Raw genomic sequence first — 17,957 nt, 5'->3', positions numbered from 1 at the left:
ATAACTTTATGATCACAGTAGTTTGTGCCCTAATCGAACATAATAACCGTGTACTGATCGCCCAGCGGGGAGAGAAAATGCAACAAGCTCTGCTTTGGGAATTTCCGGGTGGCAAGTTGGAACGGGGAGAGGCAGAAACCGACGGGCTGGTGCGGGAGATACAAGAAGAACTGGCCATCACGGTGCAGCCTTATCAGCGGCTCAGCGCCGTGAATCACAATAATGCACTACAATTGGTGCCTTACCTTTGTCACTTCCGGGGCGGCATTGTTCAGTTACTCGAGCACCGGGCTTACTACTGGGTTGTGCCAGAGGAGCTGCCAAAGTATACCTGGTGTCCTGCCGACGTGCCTGTGGTAGAGGAATACCTGCAGCTGACCAAGTGCAGAGATTAGCCACGCTTTCAGAAACTGCATTTTAGCCGTACCTTTACCGCATGCAATTACCAGTATCATTTACCAACCGCATGCAGCGCCTGCTGGGGCAGGAGGAGTATCCAAAGTTTCTGGAGGCCTTGCAGCACACGCCACCTGTAAGCGTCAGAATTAACCAGGCAAAGGCAGCGGCAGCAGCTAACCTCACACCTGTGCCCTGGGCAGCGGCAGGTCATTATTTGCCGGAGCGGCCGCTCTTCACGCTCGACCCCGCCATACATGCCGGCGCTTATTACGTGCAGGAGGCCAGTTCTATGTTTGTGGAGCAGGCCCTGCGGCAGGCGGTAAACCTGAACCAGTCGCTACAGGTACTCGATCTTTGTGGCGCACCGGGCGGAAAATCCACGCACCTGGCCAGCCTTATCTCGCCGGACAGCCTCTTGGTATCCAACGAGGTGATCCGTAGCCGGGCCTCCATACTTGCCGAAAACGTGGCCAAGTGGGGCAGCGGCAATGTGCTGGTCACCAGCAACGATCCCCGCGATTTTGGTAGGTTGCCTGACTTTTTTGATGTGATGGTGGTGGATGCTCCCTGCAGCGGCGAAGGCATGTTCCGCAAGGACCCGCAGGCCGTGGAAGAGTGGTCGGAGGAGAACGTGAACCTGTGTGCCCAGCGCCAGCAGCGCATTTTGATGGATGTATGGGAGGCCCTGAAGCCCGGAGGAGTACTGATCTACAGCACCTGCACCTGGAATGAGCAGGAGAACGAGGAGAACATTGCCTGGCTGGCAGAGCAGGAAGGTGCCGAAAGTATAAAGCTGCAACTGCAGCCGGAGTGGGGCGTGGTGCCCACGCAGCTAAAAGGGGTGGAAGGCTACCGTTTCTACCCGCACCGCGTGCAGGGCGAAGGTTTCTTTATGGCCGTCGTGCGTAAGGCAGGAGAAGAACAAGTCATCAGTCACGGTAAGAGCAAAAAGAAAAAGTATAAACTAACGGTAGCTGGTAAGAAAGAGCAGGCGCTGGTACAGGACTGGCTGCAGCAGCCGGAGCAGTATACTTTTGTGCAGCACGGCGAGGTAATCTCCGCTTTGCCCGAAAACCTGTTTGAAGCGACCGATGAAGTATACCAGAACCTGTATGTGTTGTATGCCGGCACAGAACTGGCAGAGGTAAAAGGTAAAAAGCTAAAGCCCCTGCAAGGCCTGGCGCTATCACAGCACCTAAACAATGATGCTTTCCGGATTACCGAACTGGACCTGGAACAGGCGTTGCGCTACCTCCGCAAAGAAGATATCAGCCTCGGCACCAACGGCTCTGATTGGCTACTGCTGCAGTACAAAGACCTCCCGCTGGGTTGGGCCAAGCAGATTGGGAGCCGCATGAACAATTACTACCCGAAAGAGTGGCGCATACGGATGGAGCTACCTCCAGAACTGCCTTCTGGTAGTTTGGTAGTTGATATCAATTAAAATATGGAAATTAAAGTTGTGTGGGTTTTCAATACTTCTAATTCTAGCTTTTCTGGTGGAATTTTCGAGGATTTTGAAGTTGCAGAAGCATGGATTAAGAAGAATAAGCTAACTGGAACGCTGACTAAATATCCTTTAAATAAAGGTACCCTTGAATGGGCAATTGAGAACGACTGTGTGGGTATTAAACCTGAAAAATTAAAGGAGAAGATGAAAAGTCCCGAATTTATTGGAGGCTTTACTTCAGCATCAATGGAGCATTATCACTACGAGGCTGGATATAGGGATTAAAAAATATTATAAAAGGCCGGAGCTATACTTTACAGTTCCGGCCTTTCCCTTTATAATCAGTTCAAGTATAACTCCTACTCCACAAACAGCACCAATCCCTTCAGGTATTCGCCTTCCGGGTGGAAAATGGAGATAGGGTGATCGGCGGGCTGGGAGAGGTGGTGCATGATCTTGATGTTGCGCCCGGCCTCAATGGCAGCGGCCATCACCGTGTTGTTGAACAGGTATTTGTCCACGACCTGCGAGCAGGAGAAGGTGAACAGGATACCGCCTGGCTTAATCCTTTTCATGGCCTCTGCATTCAGACGCTTATAACCCATCAAGGCATTATGGCGCACCTTCTGGCTTTTCGCAAAAGCGGGAGGGTCCAGCACAATCACGTCATACTTGTCCTCCTTGCCTTTCAGGAATTCAAAGGTATCCATGGCAAAAGCCTCGTGCTTCTCCGGCGCCTGGCTCAGCTCCCCGTTCTTCACTGTCAGCTCGATCGCCTTTTTCGATACATCCACGGAGTGCACCTCCGTAGCTCCAGCGTTTAGCGCATAAACCGAGAAGCCACCGGTATAGCAGAACGTGTTCAGCACGGCTTTATCCTTCACGTAACGCGCCAGCAGGTCACGGTTCTCACGCTGGTCAATAAAGAAGCCTGTTTTCTGGCCGGTTTCCCAGTCAATAAAGAACTGATTGCCATTCTCGGTCACGACCACACCGCCTTCTGATTGCCCGTAGAGGTAGCCGTTTTGCGCCTGCACCGGTGCCTTTGCCGGCAGCGATTCCGCACTCTTGTCATACACAGCGCGAAGTTTGTTGCCGTAGATCTCCTGCAGCGCCTGCGCCACATGTTCCCGCACGTTGTACATGCCCACCGAATGCGTTTGCACCACCGCTGTGTCTTTATAGAAATCCACGATCAGGCCCGGCACGCCATCACCCTCGGCGTATACCAGGCGGTATACATTCGTGTTGGGGTTGTCTGTTAGGCCGAGGCGCTGGCGGTAATCATAGGCTTTCTGCACTTTGCCTTTCCAGAAAGTATAATCCGGCTCCGCCTGCTCAAAAGAGAAAATACGCACGGCAATGGAGCCCGGCGCATAATGGCCCATGCCCAGGAACTCGCGCTTGCTGGAGTAAACTTCCACTACGTCGCCTTCTGCCGGTTCTCCGTCTGCCTTTTTTATAGCTCCAGAGAAAACCCACGGGTGCTGGCGCTTTAAAGAATGCTCCTTGCCCGGAGCCAGATATAATTTGATAAATGACATCTTGGTTGATGATTGTTAATTGCTGATTGTTTATACTTCTGGATGAGCTAAAGTATAAACTTTTGCAAAGGTAGCCATTTCGATGTTATTAGCAGTCGGGGTGTAGCATTACAAATAGATAAAGAAAACAATCAACAAGGATCAATCAACCATCACAATCCCCAGCTCCTCCAGCTTGGCATACAGCTTCTGCACCGGCAGTCCCACCACGTTAAAGTAGGACCCTTCGATGCGCTCAATCCCGATCATGCCGATCCACTCCTGTATGCCGTAGGCCCCGGCTTTGTCATAGGGCTTGTAGTGCGTGATATAATGGTCGATTTCCGCCTCCGACAGCTGTTTAAAGTATACTTTGGTCGTGTCGTGGAAGACGGTTTTCCGCTCTTTGGTCAGGATGCACACGCCCGTGATCACCTCGTTGTGCGTGCCCGACAGTGCCTGCAGCATCTCCTTTGCTTCCGCGTAATCAGCGGGTTTGTTCAGCACGCGCTCGCCCAGGCAAACGATCGTATCCGCGGTGATCAAAGCCTCATTCGTAATATCTGAAATATAGTGATCGGCCTTGTGCGAGGCCAGAAACTCGGCAATCTCCTCCCGCTTCAGGTGCTCCGGAAAATCTTCGTCCACCTCCTTCACCAGCACCTCATACTTCAGCCCGAGGCTGGAGAGCAATTCCTTGCGGCGGGGCGAGTTAGAGGCAAGCAGCAGCGGCCGTTGTAAATTCATCTTCTTTAATCGAGCTAAATAAAAATCCACAGATAACTTTTGGGTAAAAGAAGGTCGATTTCTGCGGCATCACCGCGCCGCTGTTGCACACGCGCTTCACCTGCTCCATCGATATCTCGTTTGTGATGAGCGCCAGCTGCGCCTCGCCTTTGTCCACCTTCCGGATACAGGCCGTGAAATTGCGTTCGTAGCTGAGGCCTTTATAGTCGCGCTGCTGCTGGCGGTAAATGCCCAGGATCTTCTCAAAGATAAAGTAGTGCATCACCGTCAGGTCCAGCTGCTTTACCTCCTCCGGAAAGTTCCAGTCTATACTTGGGTGCACCTCCGGCTTCAGGCGCAGCTTATAGGCGTTGCCGTTCAGGTACATTCCGAATGCCCAAGGCTTGCCCACAATCACCTCGTTCAGCTCGTATGGGTCTTCTTTGGGCGTCACCGTGAAATACTCCTGCAGCCGCTCCAGAAACTCCTCCTCCGGCATGGGCAGCTGCTTTAGCAGGCGGTGCGTAGGCAGGATGCGCAGGTCGTCGTGCTCAGAGTTGGTAAGGTACATTAGGTGGTAATTGTAGGGCTCAAAATCCGTGTGGTTGGGGTTCTCGGCCATCATTTTGCGGCGATAGAACAGGGAGCCCTCGTAGCGGTGGTGCCCGTCGGCCAGCAGGACCTGCTTCTCGGCCAGCGTCTGCAGAAACAGCTCTATCGCGGCATGGTCATGAATCACAGCCAGCACGTCGCGCACGCCCTGGTAATCCTCTGTCTCGTAAATCGGGGTGCGGATGCTCTCGTCCATGTACGGCTCCAGCAGAAACTCAGCATCCGTGTACAAACCGTGCGTGGGGCTTACGTTCAGCAGTGTCTCCTCCAGCAGCTCAATGCGGTCGTTAACGGCGCTGGGAATGGTATTCTCATGGCGCAAGAGCACTTTCTCGTGCCAGTCGTAGGCTTTTATGTTACAGATAAAGCCTTTGCGCACATATTCTTTGTCGCTGCCCGGCAAGCGGAAGTACTGGTAGTATACATAGATGCCCGGCAGGCCGTCCTGCAGTATAATGCCTTTCTCTTTCCACTCCTGCAGCAGCAAAGCAGCATCCTGTGCCGGATTATCGCCGCGTGGCACCGAAAGATGAATGCTGTTGAGGGGATTCTGATACAGCGCCTCCCGCTGCTTTTCAGACACCACATCGAAAAGCGGAGAGGTAAGTTGTTCTATTTGGTCTTTTAGTGTATCGGTATAGCGCCAGGCACGCAAGGGTAATATTTCTGCCATTGTTCAGTTGTAAGTATAAAATCAGCCGCCACAAGTATAAACATGAAGCTCTCAGGGAGCCAGCCGTTTAATTAGCCACTCCTGGCCCTGCAGTTCGTAGGCAAGGCGGTCGTGCAGGCGGCTTGGCCGGCCCTGCCAGAACTCCAGGTACGCGGGTACCAGCCGGTAGCCGCCCCAATACTCCGGGCGCGGCAATTCTTCCGCTTCGGCATATTTCGCGCTCAGCTCTTTCTCCCGCTGCTCCAGCACCTGGCGCGCGGAAATAACCTGGCTCTGCGGCGATGCCCAGGCGCCTATCTGGCTGCCTTTCGGGCGGCTGTGAAAATACTCGTCAGATTCCTGGGCAGCTACCTTCTCTACTTTTCCTTCTATGCGCACCTGCCGCTCCAGGGCCGGCCAAAAAAATGTGAGGCTGGCATAAGGGTTCTGCGCCAGTTCCTGCCCTTTGCGGCTTTCATAGTTTGTAAAGAACATAAACCCCTGCTCATCCACTCCCTTCAGCAGCACCACCCGCGCAGAAGGCCGACCCTGGCTGTTAACCGTTGAAAGCACTAGCGCCGTGGGCTCCTCCACCTCCGACTGTAGTGCCTCCTGCAGCCATTTGTTGAACTGGCTGATCGGCTCCGGGCTTACTTCCTGCTCTGAGAGAGACTGCTTGGAGTAGTTTTTCCTTATCTCGGCTATATTATTTGTCAGCGACATCTTATCAGTGTTTTGACCAAAAGTATAAAATTATATGCTGCCGCTAAACATAATCTTCCGAAGATGTGCCGCAACCAAGCCAACTGTTGACCTATGATTACAGTATAGCAGCAAAAAACAGCTGTTAGGCATCGTTAATCTTTACTTAATCAATCAGATTTCGTAGTTATTAACAAAATCCTTATATTTAAAATAGATATATGTAAGGCTAAGTGCCCTACAGCTGCCAAAACAGAGTATAAAACGTGTAGAAAGATAAATGATGGCAGATAGTAAAACAGTAAAACCGCAAAACGGCAGTATCCTGATTTCTGAACCTTACCTGGGCGACCCGAACTTTGAGCGCAGCGTGATTCTATTATGCAGCCATCAGGAGGAGGAGGGGTCTTTTGGGCTGGTGCTGAACAGGGCTTCCAACTTACATCTGTCTGACGTGCTGGATGTGTTTGAGGAGGACTTTGACATGGTGCTAGGCATAGGCGGCCCTGTGCAGTACAATACGCTGCACTATGTGCACCGGCTGCCCGACCTTCCGCAAGCGGTAAAGCTGGACGAGGGCCTTTATTGGGGCGGTGACTTTGAAACCCTCCGCACCCTGATAGACGCCGGCATGGTGCATAAAGACGATGTTAAATTCTTCCTGGGTTATTCCGGCTGGACACCGGGCCAACTGCAGGAGGAGATTGACAAAAATGTTTGGATCGTGAACAATAATGCTGCGAATAAATTATTTACTTTGGATACAGAAACTCTCTGGAGGAGCATCCTCCGAGAAATGGGAGGGAAGTTTAAGGTGCTGAGTAATTACCCCGACGACCCACGCCTGAACTGAAACGCAATATGTTTTACTAAACAGCGTAAACATGACAACTGACAAAGAGCATATGGACACCACCGGAGCTGAAGCCAACAAGCCAGAGAACCAGCAAAGCCCTATTGGGCAACCTATTTCTTCACAGAATGAGCCACCCTCAGAACAGGCTGTTAACAAAGAGGAGCAGCCCGAAATAAAGCCTGAACTGGCCACTGAACAGGAAAGCCGCACATCAGAAAATATAACCGAGGCCTTTGCTGAAGCTAACACGGATGTAAAAGATGCTAACGCGGCTGAAACGCCAGCACAAGAGGCAACAGCCGCTGCGCCAGCACCTCAAAACCGCCACGAAGAAGAAGAGGAAGAGGAGGAAGACCATACGGACTATAGTCAGCTGTCCATTGATGAGTTGCGCCAGCACCTCACTGCTTTGTTAAAAGGCGCCGATGCCATGCGCCGCCACCGCACCGTTAATGAGCTGCATCGGCAGTATGACACCAAGTTTCAGGCACAGCGCCAGGAGGCTTTGGAGAAGTTTAAAGAGGAGGGAGGATCGGACGAAGGCTTTGAGTACCATGCCTCACCAGAGCACCATGACCTGGAAAAACTACTGTCGGTTTACCGCGAGACGAGATACCAGCAGCGCCAGAGCCAGGAAGAGCAGCGCCAGCGCAACCTGGAGCGGAAGCAGGAACTGCTCAGCCGCCTGCGTGAGTTAGTGGAGTCGGCTGAGACAAAGAACAGCGGTGATGAGCTGAAAAAACTGCAGGCCGAGTGGAAAGCCATCGGTCCTGTACCGGCCGGCGAGGCGCAGGAGCTGTGGGATTCCTACCACGCGCTTCTCGACATCTTCTACAACAACCGCAGCATGTTCTTCGAGATGAAGGAGCTGGACCGCCGCCGCAACCTGGAGGCCAAGCTTCAGCTCATAGACCGTGCCCAGGCGTTGCAGGAGGAGCCAAGTATAAACAAAGCACTGCAGGAGCTGCGCCACCTGCACGAAGAGTGGAAAAACATCGGCCCTGTGCCGAACGATCAGCGCGACCCGATTTGGGAGCGGTTTACGCTGGCATCTGAGAAAGTGCACGAGCGCCGCCGCGCTTACCATGAAGAACGCAACGAACGCGAGCTGCAGAACCTGACCGTCAAGCGCGGCCTGCTGGAGCGGCTGCAGGAGTTCTCCGCCTTCAACACCGACCGCATCAACGAGTGGCGCGATAAGACTGATGAGATACAGAAGCTAAAGGAAGAGTGGGACAAAGCCGGACTGGTACCCAAAGAAAACGCCGAGGAGGTGAACAAAACTTTCTGGGGAAACTATAAGGCATTTTTCCAGCACAAGAACCAGTTCTTTAAGGCCCTGGATGAGCAGAAAATGCAGAACCTGCAGCTCAAGACCCAGCTCTGCGAAGAAGCCGAAGCATTGAAAGACAGCAGCGACTGGGGAGCCACTAAAGAAAAGCTCATCCAGCTGCAAAAGAAATGGAAAACCATTGGCCGGGTACCTGACAAATACTCTGATAAAGTATGGCAGCGCTTCCGCTCGGCCTGCAACGAGTTCTTTGATCGCAAGCAGGCACAGGAGCAGCATCAGTCCGCGGAGTTGGAAAAGCTCTCAGCCGAGAAAATGGAGATCTGCGACAGAGTGGCCGACAAACTGGCGCAGCCTAGCGCCACCGGCTCAGTGGAAGAGTTTAACAGTTTTGTGCAGCAGTGGCGCGGCACCGACAAAGGCAGCAAACGCACCAGCCCCAAAGCCGAGGATAAATTTATCTCCCTGATGGAGAAATACCTGGAGCGCGTGCCGGAGCTGAACCTGGAAGAGCGCACCGAGATGCTGGTGAAGCTGCAGGTGGAGCGCATAAAGCACAGCCCGGATGCCAGCCAAAAACTGCACCAACGCGAAAACACGCTTCGTCGCGAGATCGCGCAGCTGCAAAACGACATCCAAACGCTTCGAACCAATATCGAGTTCTTTGCCCGATCTAAGAACGCCGATAAGCTGCGCGAGGAGTATGAAGGACGCATTGCCGACGCCCAAAAGCGCATTGCACAGCTGCAGCACCAGCTGGATGCCTTCAGAGGCTAAAAAATTTTTCTCCTGACTCTCAATTTTTTAGAAAGGGCCAGGAGAAAAATTTAAGGCATGTATTTGCAGAATAAAATCTAAAACATACCTTTGCAACGCTTTAACACAATAAAGCACAACAAAAAAGGTTAAGCCTCCTTAGCTCAGCTGGTAGAGCAACTGACTTGTAATCAGTAGGTCGCTGGTTCGATCCCGGCAGGGGGCTCAACTCCAAAAGCAAATGATTGTACTGCATCTGCTTCCCTGGTAAACATAAAGTACAAGCCTCCTTAGCTCAGCTGGTAGAGCAACTGACTTGTAATCAGTAGGTCGCTGGTTCGATCCCGGCAGGGGGCTCTGCAAAAGAGAATGCCTTCAGACGTATCTGAAGGCATTTTTTATTTTATACTTTGTGCCGCATTCCCCCCTCACCGGCACCTGTATTCGCCTCACATCCGCATTTATACTTCCATTTCTTGCAGATAATAGTTTATTTAGCATTTTCTATTCCAATAAGACGATGAAACTGATCGAGGTAAACACTCCTGAACTTGCCCAGGAATTCCTGATGCTGCAGGTGAGGATGTATAAAAACGACCCCAACTATATCCGCCCGCTGGACAAAGACATAGACAATGTTTTTGATCCTAAAAAGAACAAGTTGCTGCGCGATGGCGAGGCCATCCGTTGGATACTGCAGGACGACAAGGGCAAGTCGATAGGCCGTGTAGCCGCTTTCGTGAACAAAAAGACCATGAACGCGGCAGAGCAGCCAACCGGCGGCATGGGCTTCTTTGACTGCATAAACGATCAGGAAGCTGCCAATATGTTACTTGACGCCTGCCGTGAGTGGCTGAAGGAACGGGGCATGGAGGCCATGGACGGACCGATCAACCTGGGGGAGCGCGATAAATGGTGGGGCGTACTGATAGACGGTTTTCACCAACCGACGTACTGCATGCCTTACAACTTCCCCTACTACCAGCAGCTACTGGAGAACTACGGATTTCAGCTCTACTTTAAGCAGTATACTTACTACCGCACCGTGCACGACGACATTCCGGAGAAGTATAAAGTGAAGGCAGAGAAAGTGCTGGCAGATGAGAACTACCACTTCCGGCACCTGGATAAAAAAAACCTGCAGAAGTATACCAATGACTTCAGGGAAGTATACAACAAAGGCTGGGCAAAGCATGAGGGCGTAAAACCTATGACCGAGGCGCAGGCCGCGGCCATTATGAAACAGCTGAAGCCAATATTGGACGAGCGCATCATGTGGTTTGCTTACTACAACAACGAGCCGGTGGGCTTTTTCATTGCCATACCTGAGCTGAACCAGCTGTTTAAGTATGCCAACGGCAAGCTTGACCTGTGGGGCAAGGTGAAGTTTATCTTCCACCGCTGGAGAGGGGCCTGCAAAACGATGTACGGCATAGTCTTCGGCATTACGCCAGAGCACCAGGGTAAAGGCGTAGAGGCAGCCATGATCGTAGAGGCGGGAAAACTGGTGATTAACAATCCGAGCATCCCATACTATGACCTGCAGATGAACTGGATAGGCGATTTTAACCCAAAGATGATGCGCCTGGTAGAGCAGATTGGCGGCAGGATCTATAAAACGCACGCCACCTACCGCTACCTCTTCGACAGAACAAAGGAGTTTACCCGCGCCAGGATCATTCACTAGAAGGCTTAGCGTATATCTCTTAAATCAAGGTCGGTATTGAATTTTGGGTTGGCGATTTCCTCCCACTCCCAACCAACATAACTCAGCATGGCGTTAAGCAGTTTGCGCCGCTTGCGCAGCTGGTCCAGCCGCTCTGCCTCTGGCAACTGGAGGGGGATGTTCGCCTCCTCCAGCTGCTTAATTCCTAAGTACGGCTCCTCCAGCGATTTTGGCGCCGGTGTAATGGCTGTAAGCGACTCCATAAACGTCGTGATGGCCCTGCGGATGGGTACCATTGTCTGGTTGGACGGCCTTTTATCCTCCGGCACATACAACAGCAGCATAGTGAGGGCTTCATCTAAAGCTGCTAGGTTAGGCAGCAGCGCCACCGCCTTCTCGGAATGATAAAAGTAGTGCAGCAAGGGGTAGGCCAGGTGCAGCTGCCCCTGTTTGGCAATGGGCTGTGCCAACCCGGAAAAGTGCTTGTCCAGGCTTTTAAAGTCTTTCCCGTCCCAGCTGTTTAGCAGCATCAGTTCCGGGCTGTCGCCGATGGCGGCGATGCGTATACTCAGCGACCGGCGCTCTGTAACCGCCGAAAGAATCGGCACCATATAAGAAATGGCGATCGTGATAAAGATCAGCCCCGAAAAGGAGATAAAAGCTGAGTACACGCGCCACGCATTCGTGCCGCCCTTAAAATCACCGTTTCCGAGCGAGGATAACGTGTAGCCGGTAAAATAAATACGGTCATATAAGTTTGCCGGCACCTCGGTCGTGCTGTTTACCACCGCGTCCACATCCGAGAGGTAAATGAGTGTTTGCCCTGCCCAAAGCATCAGTACCCAGCTTAGTATGGTAGCCATGATGATCGTGATCCCGGCACCTGCCAGCGCCCTCCTGGTCTTAAAAAGCATACTCAGTCCTAAAAAGAACCTCCAGATAAGGGTAGAGGTCAAGCCACTCATCAGCCCCGCGCCCCTAGGCGCAAAGGTTGTGTACAGCAGGTCATAGACTCCCAGGCAGATAATCAAAACGCCCAGGATAAAAAAAAGCACTTCGTCCATTTAAACGGCAGGATTTAATTGTTTTTGTTGCAAGGCAGCTTGTTTATACCTTTACAAACCAGCCTTAGTTGCAGCACAGCTATTGGCCTTGGCCGGATTATACTTTAAATCACCTCATGGATTCGTTAACACAGATTGTACTAGGGGCCTCGGTGGGAGAGGCCGTGGCAGGCCGGAGGCTAGGCAACAAAGCCCTGTTATGGGGCGCAGTGGCCGGTACCATCCCGGACCTGGACGTGCTGGCGAGTCCCTGGCTCGACCCTGTGCAGCAGCTTAGCTTCCACCGGTCGGTTACGCACTCTTTTCTGTTTGCCCTAGTCATGTCGCCGCTACTGGCCTGGCTGATGCAGCGGCTGTACAAGCATGCCGCTGCCACTTTCCGTGATTGGTCGCTGCTCTTCTTCCTGGGCTTTGTGACACATGCTTTACTTGACAGCTGCACCACCTGGGGCACACAGCTTTTCTGGCCCTTCAGCACGTACGGCGTGGCATTTTACAACGTCTTCGTTGTGGACCCTCTGTACACGCTGCCTTTCCTGCTGCTGGTGGGCGCCACCCTGTTTTATAAGCGGAACAGCCCTAAAAGGCGCTTCTTCAACTATGCAGGCCTGGCAGTGAGTTCCGCCTATCTGCTGTGGTCTTTCGTGGCTAAAAGTATGGCGGATAGGGTTTTTGAGCAAAGCATGGCGCAGCAATCCGTCGGTTATACTTCCTTTATCAGTAAACCCACTCCCATGAACACCATATTCTGGTCGGTTACAGCCAAGGATGACAAGGGCTTTTACAATGGGTTTTACTCGCTCCTTGATCAGGACAAGAACATCAGTTATACTTTTGAGCCGCAGAACGCGTCGCTGCTGGCACCCTACCGGCGCAACGCAAAGCTGGAGCGCCTGTTAGAGATAACCAAAGGCTACTACACAGTAGCAAAAGCCGACGACGGAAGCCTGCTGATACACGACCTGCGCTTTGGCCGCTACGATGGCTGGCAAGACAGCGGCGGGCACTTTGTGTTTGTCTACAAACTTTGGCAGGATGAGCAGGGCGCTCTTCACTTTAAGGAAATCAATAACCGCCCTAACGTTGACAAGGCATACCTCCTTAGGTACTGGGAGCGTATAACCGGGAAAAAGTAATCAAACAAAGCACTTAACGAAGTATAAACCAACATCAAACTATGGCACAAAACAGGTGGCAACTGACCGGAAAAAAAGCAGTAGTAACAGGCGGCTCAAAAGGCATTGGCGAGGCAATTGTAAAGGAATTCCTGGAGCTGGGAGCTGAGGTACTGGCCGTGGCCCGCAAGCAGGAGGACCTGGAGAAGCTGCGGGAACAGCACACAGAACGCCTGCACATCCTGTCGGCTGACGTTAGCCAAGCAGAAGGCCGCGAGGCAGTGGCTACCTGGGTAAGCCAACAGTGGGGGCAGATGGACATGCTCATAAACAACGCCGGCACTAACATTCGTAAGCCCACAGCCGAGTATACTCCTGACGAGTACAATTTTATCATGCAGACCAACCTGCAGTCTGCCTTTGAGTTAAACAGGCTGCTGTACCCGGCGCTGCAGAAGTCGGAGCAGGGCAATATTGTTCACGTTACCTCAGTGGCAGGGCTGCTGCACGTGCGCACCGGCAGCATCTATGGCATGACCAAAGCCGCCCTTACGCAGCTCACTAAAAACCTGGCGGCAGAGTGGGCTAAAGACGGGATTCGCGTGAATGCCGTTGCTCCCTGGTACATCAGCACGCCTTTGGCGCAAACAGTGCTTCAGAACCAGGACTTCTACAACAACGTGATCAGCCGAACCCCGATGCAGCAGATCGGCAAGCCGGAGGATGTGGCAGGGGCCGTGGCCTTTTTATGCCTACCGGCGGCAGCCTTTATCACCGGCCAGACCCTTGCCGTAGACGGCGGCTTCACCATCAACGGTTTTCACCCCCTGTAAAAGCGTCAGAACCAGCTTTATAAGCATAATTAACAGGATAAATAGTGTTGAATGTCAGCAAAAATGCTTATTTTTGTATGATATGGATTTGAGTGCCCACTACTGTGGAACGGTGCTCGCAAAATGAACCCATGACACACAAAAAACCGCTATTCATTCTTGGCCTTGCGCTGTTCTCTCTTAGTGTAGTTTCCTGTAAACCAGCTTGTCCTATTTCATCCTGCCATGTGCGCATGGAGCACATCCACGGCAACACGGAATACCGTGGGCAGCCGATATGGAAAAAGCAGAACCCGAAAATGGGGGAGAAGATGGACAAAGCCTCGCAGGAGAAAACCCACGAAGGACACTCCAAAGCTAAAAATAAGGAATAAGCTATATAGGCGGTAAGGCTTTTTTGCCTTAACTTGCCCTTTCATCACACCATTTACATTATTTTAGACCTTTTAACATGACAGAAGGCGAACGAATAATACCGATCAACATTGAGGACGAAATGCGCGGTGCGTATATCGACTATTCAATGTCTGTTATCATTTCCAGAGCCTTGCCCGACGTTCGGGACGGACTGAAGCCTGTGCACCGCCGCGTGCTGTACGGAATGTCTGAACTGGGGGTATCGTATAACAAGCCCTACAAGAAATCTGCCCGTATTGTGGGAGAGGTGTTGGGTAAGTATCACCCGCATGGCGACTCCTCCGTGTACGAAACCATGGTGCGTATGGCCCAGGACTGGTCTTTGCGCTACCCGCTGGTTGACGGCCAGGGTAACTACGGCTCCATAGACGGCGACTCTCCGGCGGCCATGCGTTATACTGAGGCCCGCCTGAAGCGCATTGCCGATGAGCTACTGGCTGATCTGGAAAAGAATACGGTAGACTTTGTACCTAACTTTGACGACTCGCTGAAAGAGCCGAGCGTTATGCCTGCCAAGCTGCCAAACCTGCTGATCAACGGCACGTCCGGTATCGCGGTGGGTATGGCCACGAACATGGCGCCGCACAACCTGACAGAGGTGGTGAACGGCATTGTGGCTTACATCGACAACAACGAGATCACCATTGCCGAACTGATGCAGTTCATCACGGCACCGGACTTCCCGACCGGCGGTATCATACATGGCTATGACGGCGTAAAGTCTGCTTTTGAGACAGGCCGTGGACGCGTGCTGATGCGTGGACGCGCCACGTTTGAGACCACTCCGAGCGGCAAGGAGCAGATCATCGTTACCGAGATCCCATACATGGTGAACAAGGCCTCTCTCATAGAGAAGACGGCTGCGTTGGTTAATGAGAAGAAGATCGAAGGCATTGCCGACCTGCGTGACGAGTCTGACCGCGACGGACTGCGCATTGTATACGACCTGAAGCGCGACGCCATTCCGAACGTGGTGCTGAACAACCTCTACAAGTATACGCAGCTGCAGTCCTCTTTCGGCGTGAACAACGTGGCCTTGGTGAAAGGCCGCCCAATGACGCTGAACCTGAAGGACCTGATCAAGTACTTTGTGGACCATCGCCACGAGGTAGTTATCCGCAGAACGCAGTATGAGTTGGACGAGGCCAAGAAGCGTGCTCACATCCTGGAGGGCTTGCTCATTGCGCTGGACAACCTGGATGAGGTGATCAACCTGATCCGTTCCTCCCGTGACCCTGAGATAGCCCGCAACGGCTTGATGGAGCGCTTTGCCCTTTCTGAGATCCAGGCCCGTGCCATACTGGACATGCGTCTGCAGCGCCTGACAGGCCTGGAGCGTGACAAGATTCAGGCAGAGTACCAGGAGATCATGAAACTGATCGACCACCTGACGGCCATCCTCAACGATGAAGGCCTGCGCATGCAGATCATAAAGGATGAACTGACAGAGATAAAAGACCGCTACGGCGACGGACGCCGCACCGGCATTGAAGCCAGCACCGGCGACATCTCGTACGAGGACATGATCCCGGAGGAGAACATGGTGATCACCATCTCCCACGAAGGCTACATCAAGCGTACTTCGCTGAACGAGTACCGCAGCCAGAGCCGTGGCGGCGTGGGCTCCAGAGGCGTGGCCGCATCCAAGGAAAGCGACTTTACTGAGCACCTGTTCATCGCCAACACGCACCACCACATGCTGTTCTTTACAGAGTTCGGGCGTGTGTTCTGGCTCAAAGTATACGAGATTCCGGAAGGAGGGAAGACCACGAAAGGCCGTGCGATCCAGAACCTTATCCAGATAGAGCGCGACGATAAAGTGCGGGCCGTGCTGAACGTGCATGACCTGAAAAACCAGGATTATGTGCTCAACCACAACCTGGTGTTTATCACCGAGCAGGGCACGATCAAGAAAACGGTACTGGAGGCGTACTCCCGCCCAAGAACCAACGGCATCAACGCCATCTCCATCAACGAAGGCGACCGCCTGCTGGACGTGCAGCTGACCAATACCAGCAGCGAAATTGTGATTGCGCTGGAGTCGGGTAGGGCCATCCGCTTTAACGAAAGCCAGGTGCGCGCCATGGGCCGCACGGCTGCGGGTGTGCGTGCCGTAACGCTTGCCGGACCGGATGATAAAGTAGTTGGTATGGTTTGTGTAGAGAATGAGAGCACCAACCTGTTAGTGGTATCGGAGAAAGGCTTCGGCAAGCGCTCGCTCCTGGAAGAGTACCGAATCACCAACAGAGGTGGTAAAGGCGTTAAAACACTGAACATTACTGAAAAAACAGGGAAACTTGTTGCCATTAAAGGCGTAACCGACACTGATGACTTGATGATCATCAACCGCTCAGGCATTACGATCCGTCTGCGGATTAGCGAGTTACGGGTGATGGGCCGCGCCACGCAGGGCGTTCGCCTGATCAAGCTGAACGAGGGCGACCAGATTTCTTCTGTAGCCAAAGTAGAGGTGGAGAACGAGGAGGAAGTGGAAGAGGCAGTAATGGAACAGGCAGAACTTTCGCCGGACGATTCGCTGCAGCCGGATACGATGATAGATCCTGAGGCTACAGAAGAAGAATAAACTTAACTAGAACGCAATATTAAAGCTATATTACGTTAAGCAAAAAACAACAACAAACCATTATTCGAAGCATGAAAAAAGTACTTTTGACAGCCTTAGTAGCCGGTACCATTTCGGTTGCAAGTGCTCAGAACTCGGCTGTGAACAGTGCAGTCTTAAACCATAAAAATGGTACGCTTGACAAAGCACTGGCTGACATTGAGAAGGCCACAGAGCATAAAAAAACAAAAGAGAAGCCTAAAACCTGGTTCTACCGCGGTGTAATTTTGCAGGACATGATCGGCAACCCGATCTACGGCAAAAACACTGATGAGAACACGCCACTGGAAGTACTGGAGTCTTTCAACAAAACTGTAGAGCTGGATGGTGAAAACGGGGAGTATGGCAAGCAGGTGCCGGAGCGCATGCAGATGCTGTATGGCCAGGTGCTGAACCAGGCGGTAGAGTTCCATAACAACCAGGATTGGCCAAACGCTATCAGCAAGTATGAGCTGGCGCACAAAATAAGCCCGGAGGATACCACTGCCGTGCTTTATGCCGCTTATGCTTCCACAGCAGACAACAAGTACGATCAGGCAATCGGTTTTTACGATGAGCTGCTGAAAATGGGCCACACAACAGAGGATGTTTACAAGGCTAAAGTACAGCTGCAGCAAGCCACCGAGGCCAGCGACGATGCCATTATGCAAACCCTGGCTGCCGGCCTGGAGCAGCACCCGAACAGCGTGTACCTGATGCAGGAAGAACTGAAGTACTACCTGAAGAACGACCGCGCTGACGAGGCTATGGCAAAGCTTGACAAAGCCATTGCGGCAGACCCTAGCAACGCAAGCCTTTATGCTGTAAAAGGCAACCTGCTGGAGCGCAAGAAAGACCTGGACGGCGCGAGAGAAGTTTATAAGAAAGCCACTGAGGTAGACCCAACTAATTTTGACGCATACTATAACCTGGGCGTGCTGGAGTTTAACCGTGGCACGGATGTAAACAACAAAGCTGCCAAGATGGACTATGCCACTTATAAGAAGAAAGGCAAAGCGCTTGAGGCCGAGGCTAAGAAATACTACCAGGCATCAGTGCCATACTTTGAGAAGGCACACGAGATTCGTCCGGACGACAAGTCTACGATCCAGAACCTGATCAACGTATACACCAGATTGGGTCGCAAAGCAGATGCTGACAAGCTTTCTGCCAAGCTGAACTAACATTTCGATAACGCAAGTAAAAAGGAGAGACTGTAAAGTTCCTCCTTTTTTTATTTTCAAACTGTTTATTAGGGATGAAGAAGTATAAGTTTATGTCCTAATAAATGGC

At 52.2% G+C, this 17,957-nt stretch carries 16 protein-coding genes and 2 tRNA genes; 13 read left to right on the top strand and 5 right to left on the bottom strand.

Annotation, left to right across the window (positions count from 1 at the left end; translation table 11 throughout):
* Positions 1–8: 8 nt before the first annotated feature.
* Genes FJM65_RS00570 through FJM65_RS00560 form a run of 3 tightly spaced genes read left to right on the top strand, consistent with a single transcriptional unit; the run spans position 9 to position 2,134 of the window.
* A complete protein-coding gene (locus tag FJM65_RS00570) occupies positions 9–395 on the top strand; it encodes a (deoxy)nucleoside triphosphate pyrophosphohydrolase (RefSeq protein WP_140618285.1) in 387 nt (128 codons plus the stop codon).
* Positions 396–436: 41 nt separating this feature from the next.
* Positions 437–1,843, top strand: coding sequence for a methyltransferase RsmF C-terminal domain-like protein (locus FJM65_RS00565; RefSeq protein ID WP_140618282.1), 1,407 nt, complete (start codon positions 437–439; stop codon positions 1,841–1,843).
* Between the two features lie 3 nt (positions 1,844–1,846).
* Positions 1,847–2,134, top strand: a complete 288-nt coding sequence (locus FJM65_RS00560; RefSeq protein ID WP_181163600.1) for a DUF7710 domain-containing protein — start codon at positions 1,847–1,849, stop codon at positions 2,132–2,134.
* Between the two features lie 74 nt (positions 2,135–2,208).
* Here FJM65_RS00560 and FJM65_RS00555 read toward each other — a convergent pair whose 3' ends face one another.
* From FJM65_RS00555 to pdxH, 4 genes are all read right to left on the bottom strand, one after another.
* Positions 2,209–3,393, bottom strand: a complete 1,185-nt coding sequence (locus tag FJM65_RS00555) for a class I SAM-dependent rRNA methyltransferase (RefSeq protein ID WP_140618279.1) — start codon at positions 3,391–3,393, stop codon at positions 2,209–2,211.
* A gap of 141 nt (positions 3,394–3,534) precedes the next feature.
* Positions 3,535–4,119, bottom strand: a complete 585-nt coding sequence (locus tag FJM65_RS00550; RefSeq protein WP_140618276.1) for a Maf family nucleotide pyrophosphatase — start codon at positions 4,117–4,119, stop codon at positions 3,535–3,537.
* Positions 4,085–5,383, bottom strand: a complete 1,299-nt coding sequence (locus FJM65_RS00545) for a DUF1015 domain-containing protein (protein ID WP_140618273.1) — start codon at positions 5,381–5,383, stop codon at positions 4,085–4,087. The genes FJM65_RS00550 and FJM65_RS00545 overlap by 35 nt, the downstream gene beginning before the upstream one ends.
* Before the next feature lie 51 nt (positions 5,384–5,434).
* Positions 5,435–6,079, bottom strand: a complete 645-nt coding sequence (pdxH, locus tag FJM65_RS00540) for a pyridoxamine 5'-phosphate oxidase (protein ID WP_219855938.1) — start codon at positions 6,077–6,079, stop codon at positions 5,435–5,437.
* Positions 6,080–6,344: 265 nt separating this feature from the next.
* Between pdxH and FJM65_RS00535 the strand changes: the two genes are divergently transcribed.
* The 5 genes from FJM65_RS00535 to FJM65_RS00515 all read left to right on the top strand — a co-directional run bounded on the left by FJM65_RS00535 (position 6,345) and on the right by FJM65_RS00515 (position 10,654).
* Entirely contained in the window at positions 6,345–6,917 is a 573-nt protein-coding gene (locus FJM65_RS00535; protein ID WP_140618267.1) for a YqgE/AlgH family protein, read from the top strand.
* Between the two features lie 31 nt (positions 6,918–6,948).
* The gene (locus FJM65_RS00530) at positions 6,949–8,988 is read left to right on the top strand and encodes a DUF349 domain-containing protein (RefSeq protein ID WP_140618265.1); all 2,040 of its coding nucleotides are present in this window, start codon (positions 6,949–6,951) and stop codon (positions 8,986–8,988) included.
* Positions 8,989–9,120: 132 nt separating this feature from the next.
* Positions 9,121–9,193 (top strand) — tRNA-Thr (locus tag FJM65_RS00525).
* A gap of 58 nt (positions 9,194–9,251) precedes the next feature.
* Positions 9,252–9,324 (top strand) — tRNA-Thr (locus tag FJM65_RS00520).
* A gap of 163 nt (positions 9,325–9,487) precedes the next feature.
* Complete coding sequence (locus FJM65_RS00515) at positions 9,488–10,654, top strand: hypothetical protein (protein ID WP_140618263.1); 1,167 nt, start codon at positions 9,488–9,490, stop codon at positions 10,652–10,654.
* Between the two features lie 5 nt (positions 10,655–10,659).
* On the opposite strand, the gene FJM65_RS00510 is transcribed toward FJM65_RS00515, so the two are convergent.
* Positions 10,660–11,697 carry a potassium channel family protein gene (locus tag FJM65_RS00510; RefSeq protein WP_140618260.1) on the bottom strand — a complete coding sequence of 346 codons (1,038 nt, stop codon included), beginning with the start codon at positions 11,695–11,697 and terminating at the stop codon, positions 10,660–10,662.
* Positions 11,698–11,813: 116 nt separating this feature from the next.
* Here FJM65_RS00510 and FJM65_RS00505 point away from each other — a divergent pair, with 116 nt between their 5' ends.
* The 5 genes from FJM65_RS00505 (at position 11,814) to FJM65_RS00490 (ending at position 17,848) form a co-directional block, all read left to right on the top strand.
* On the top strand, positions 11,814–12,833 hold the full coding sequence (locus tag FJM65_RS00505; RefSeq protein ID WP_140618258.1) for a metal-dependent hydrolase: 1,020 nt from the start codon (positions 11,814–11,816) through the stop codon (positions 12,831–12,833).
* Positions 12,834–12,874: 41 nt separating this feature from the next.
* Positions 12,875–13,645, top strand: coding sequence for an SDR family oxidoreductase (locus FJM65_RS00500; RefSeq protein ID WP_140618255.1), 771 nt, complete (start codon positions 12,875–12,877; stop codon positions 13,643–13,645).
* A 131-nt stretch (positions 13,646–13,776) separates the two neighbouring features.
* The gene (locus FJM65_RS21130; RefSeq protein WP_181163599.1) at positions 13,777–14,019 is read left to right on the top strand and encodes a hypothetical protein; all 243 of its coding nucleotides are present in this window, start codon (positions 13,777–13,779) and stop codon (positions 14,017–14,019) included.
* A gap of 77 nt (positions 14,020–14,096) precedes the next feature.
* Positions 14,097–16,646 carry a DNA gyrase subunit A gene (gene gyrA, locus FJM65_RS00495; RefSeq protein WP_140618253.1) on the top strand — a complete coding sequence of 850 codons (2,550 nt, stop codon included), beginning with the start codon at positions 14,097–14,099 and terminating at the stop codon, positions 16,644–16,646.
* Positions 16,647–16,717: 71 nt separating this feature from the next.
* Complete coding sequence (locus tag FJM65_RS00490; protein ID WP_140618251.1) at positions 16,718–17,848, top strand: tetratricopeptide repeat protein; 1,131 nt, start codon at positions 16,718–16,720, stop codon at positions 17,846–17,848.
* The last annotated feature ends 109 nt before the right edge of the window (positions 17,849–17,957 follow it).

Origin of the sequence: Pontibacter mangrovi, from assembly GCF_006385705.1 — a bacterium.
Lineage (GTDB): Bacteria > Bacteroidota > Bacteroidia > Cytophagales > Hymenobacteraceae > Pontibacter > Pontibacter mangrovi.
Note: the sequence above shows the minus strand (reverse complement) of the source record. Positions and strands in the feature narration are given on the sequence as shown.

Excerpts from the sequence above, each read along its gene's own strand:
- FJM65_RS00570 (WP_140618285.1), top strand. The coding sequence starts at position 9 with ATGATCACAGTAGTTTGTGCCCTAATCGAACATAATAACCGTGTACTG.
- FJM65_RS00565 (WP_140618282.1), top strand. The coding sequence starts at position 437 with ATGCAATTACCAGTATCATTTACCAACCGCATGCAGCGCCTGCTGGGG.
- FJM65_RS00560 (WP_181163600.1), top strand. The coding sequence starts at position 1,847 with ATGGAAATTAAAGTTGTGTGGGTTTTCAATACTTCTAATTCTAGCTTT.
- FJM65_RS00555 (WP_140618279.1), bottom strand. The coding sequence starts at position 3,393 with ATGTCATTTATCAAATTATATCTGGCTCCGGGCAAGGAGCATTCTTTA.
- FJM65_RS00550 (WP_140618276.1), bottom strand. The coding sequence starts at position 4,119 with ATGAATTTACAACGGCCGCTGCTGCTTGCCTCTAACTCGCCCCGCCGC.
- FJM65_RS00545 (WP_140618273.1), bottom strand. The coding sequence starts at position 5,383 with ATGGCAGAAATATTACCCTTGCGTGCCTGGCGCTATACCGATACACTA.
- FJM65_RS00535 (WP_140618267.1), top strand. The coding sequence starts at position 6,345 with ATGATGGCAGATAGTAAAACAGTAAAACCGCAAAACGGCAGTATCCTG.
- FJM65_RS00530 (WP_140618265.1), top strand. The coding sequence starts at position 6,949 with ATGACAACTGACAAAGAGCATATGGACACCACCGGAGCTGAAGCCAAC.
- FJM65_RS00515 (WP_140618263.1), top strand. The coding sequence starts at position 9,488 with ATGAAACTGATCGAGGTAAACACTCCTGAACTTGCCCAGGAATTCCTG.
- FJM65_RS00510 (WP_140618260.1), bottom strand. The coding sequence starts at position 11,697 with ATGGACGAAGTGCTTTTTTTTATCCTGGGCGTTTTGATTATCTGCCTG.
- FJM65_RS00505 (WP_140618258.1), top strand. The coding sequence starts at position 11,814 with ATGGATTCGTTAACACAGATTGTACTAGGGGCCTCGGTGGGAGAGGCC.
- FJM65_RS00500 (WP_140618255.1), top strand. The coding sequence starts at position 12,875 with ATGGCACAAAACAGGTGGCAACTGACCGGAAAAAAAGCAGTAGTAACA.
- FJM65_RS21130 (WP_181163599.1), top strand. The coding sequence starts at position 13,777 with ATGACACACAAAAAACCGCTATTCATTCTTGGCCTTGCGCTGTTCTCT.
- gyrA (WP_140618253.1), top strand. The coding sequence starts at position 14,097 with ATGACAGAAGGCGAACGAATAATACCGATCAACATTGAGGACGAAATG.
- FJM65_RS00490 (WP_140618251.1), top strand. The coding sequence starts at position 16,718 with ATGAAAAAAGTACTTTTGACAGCCTTAGTAGCCGGTACCATTTCGGTT.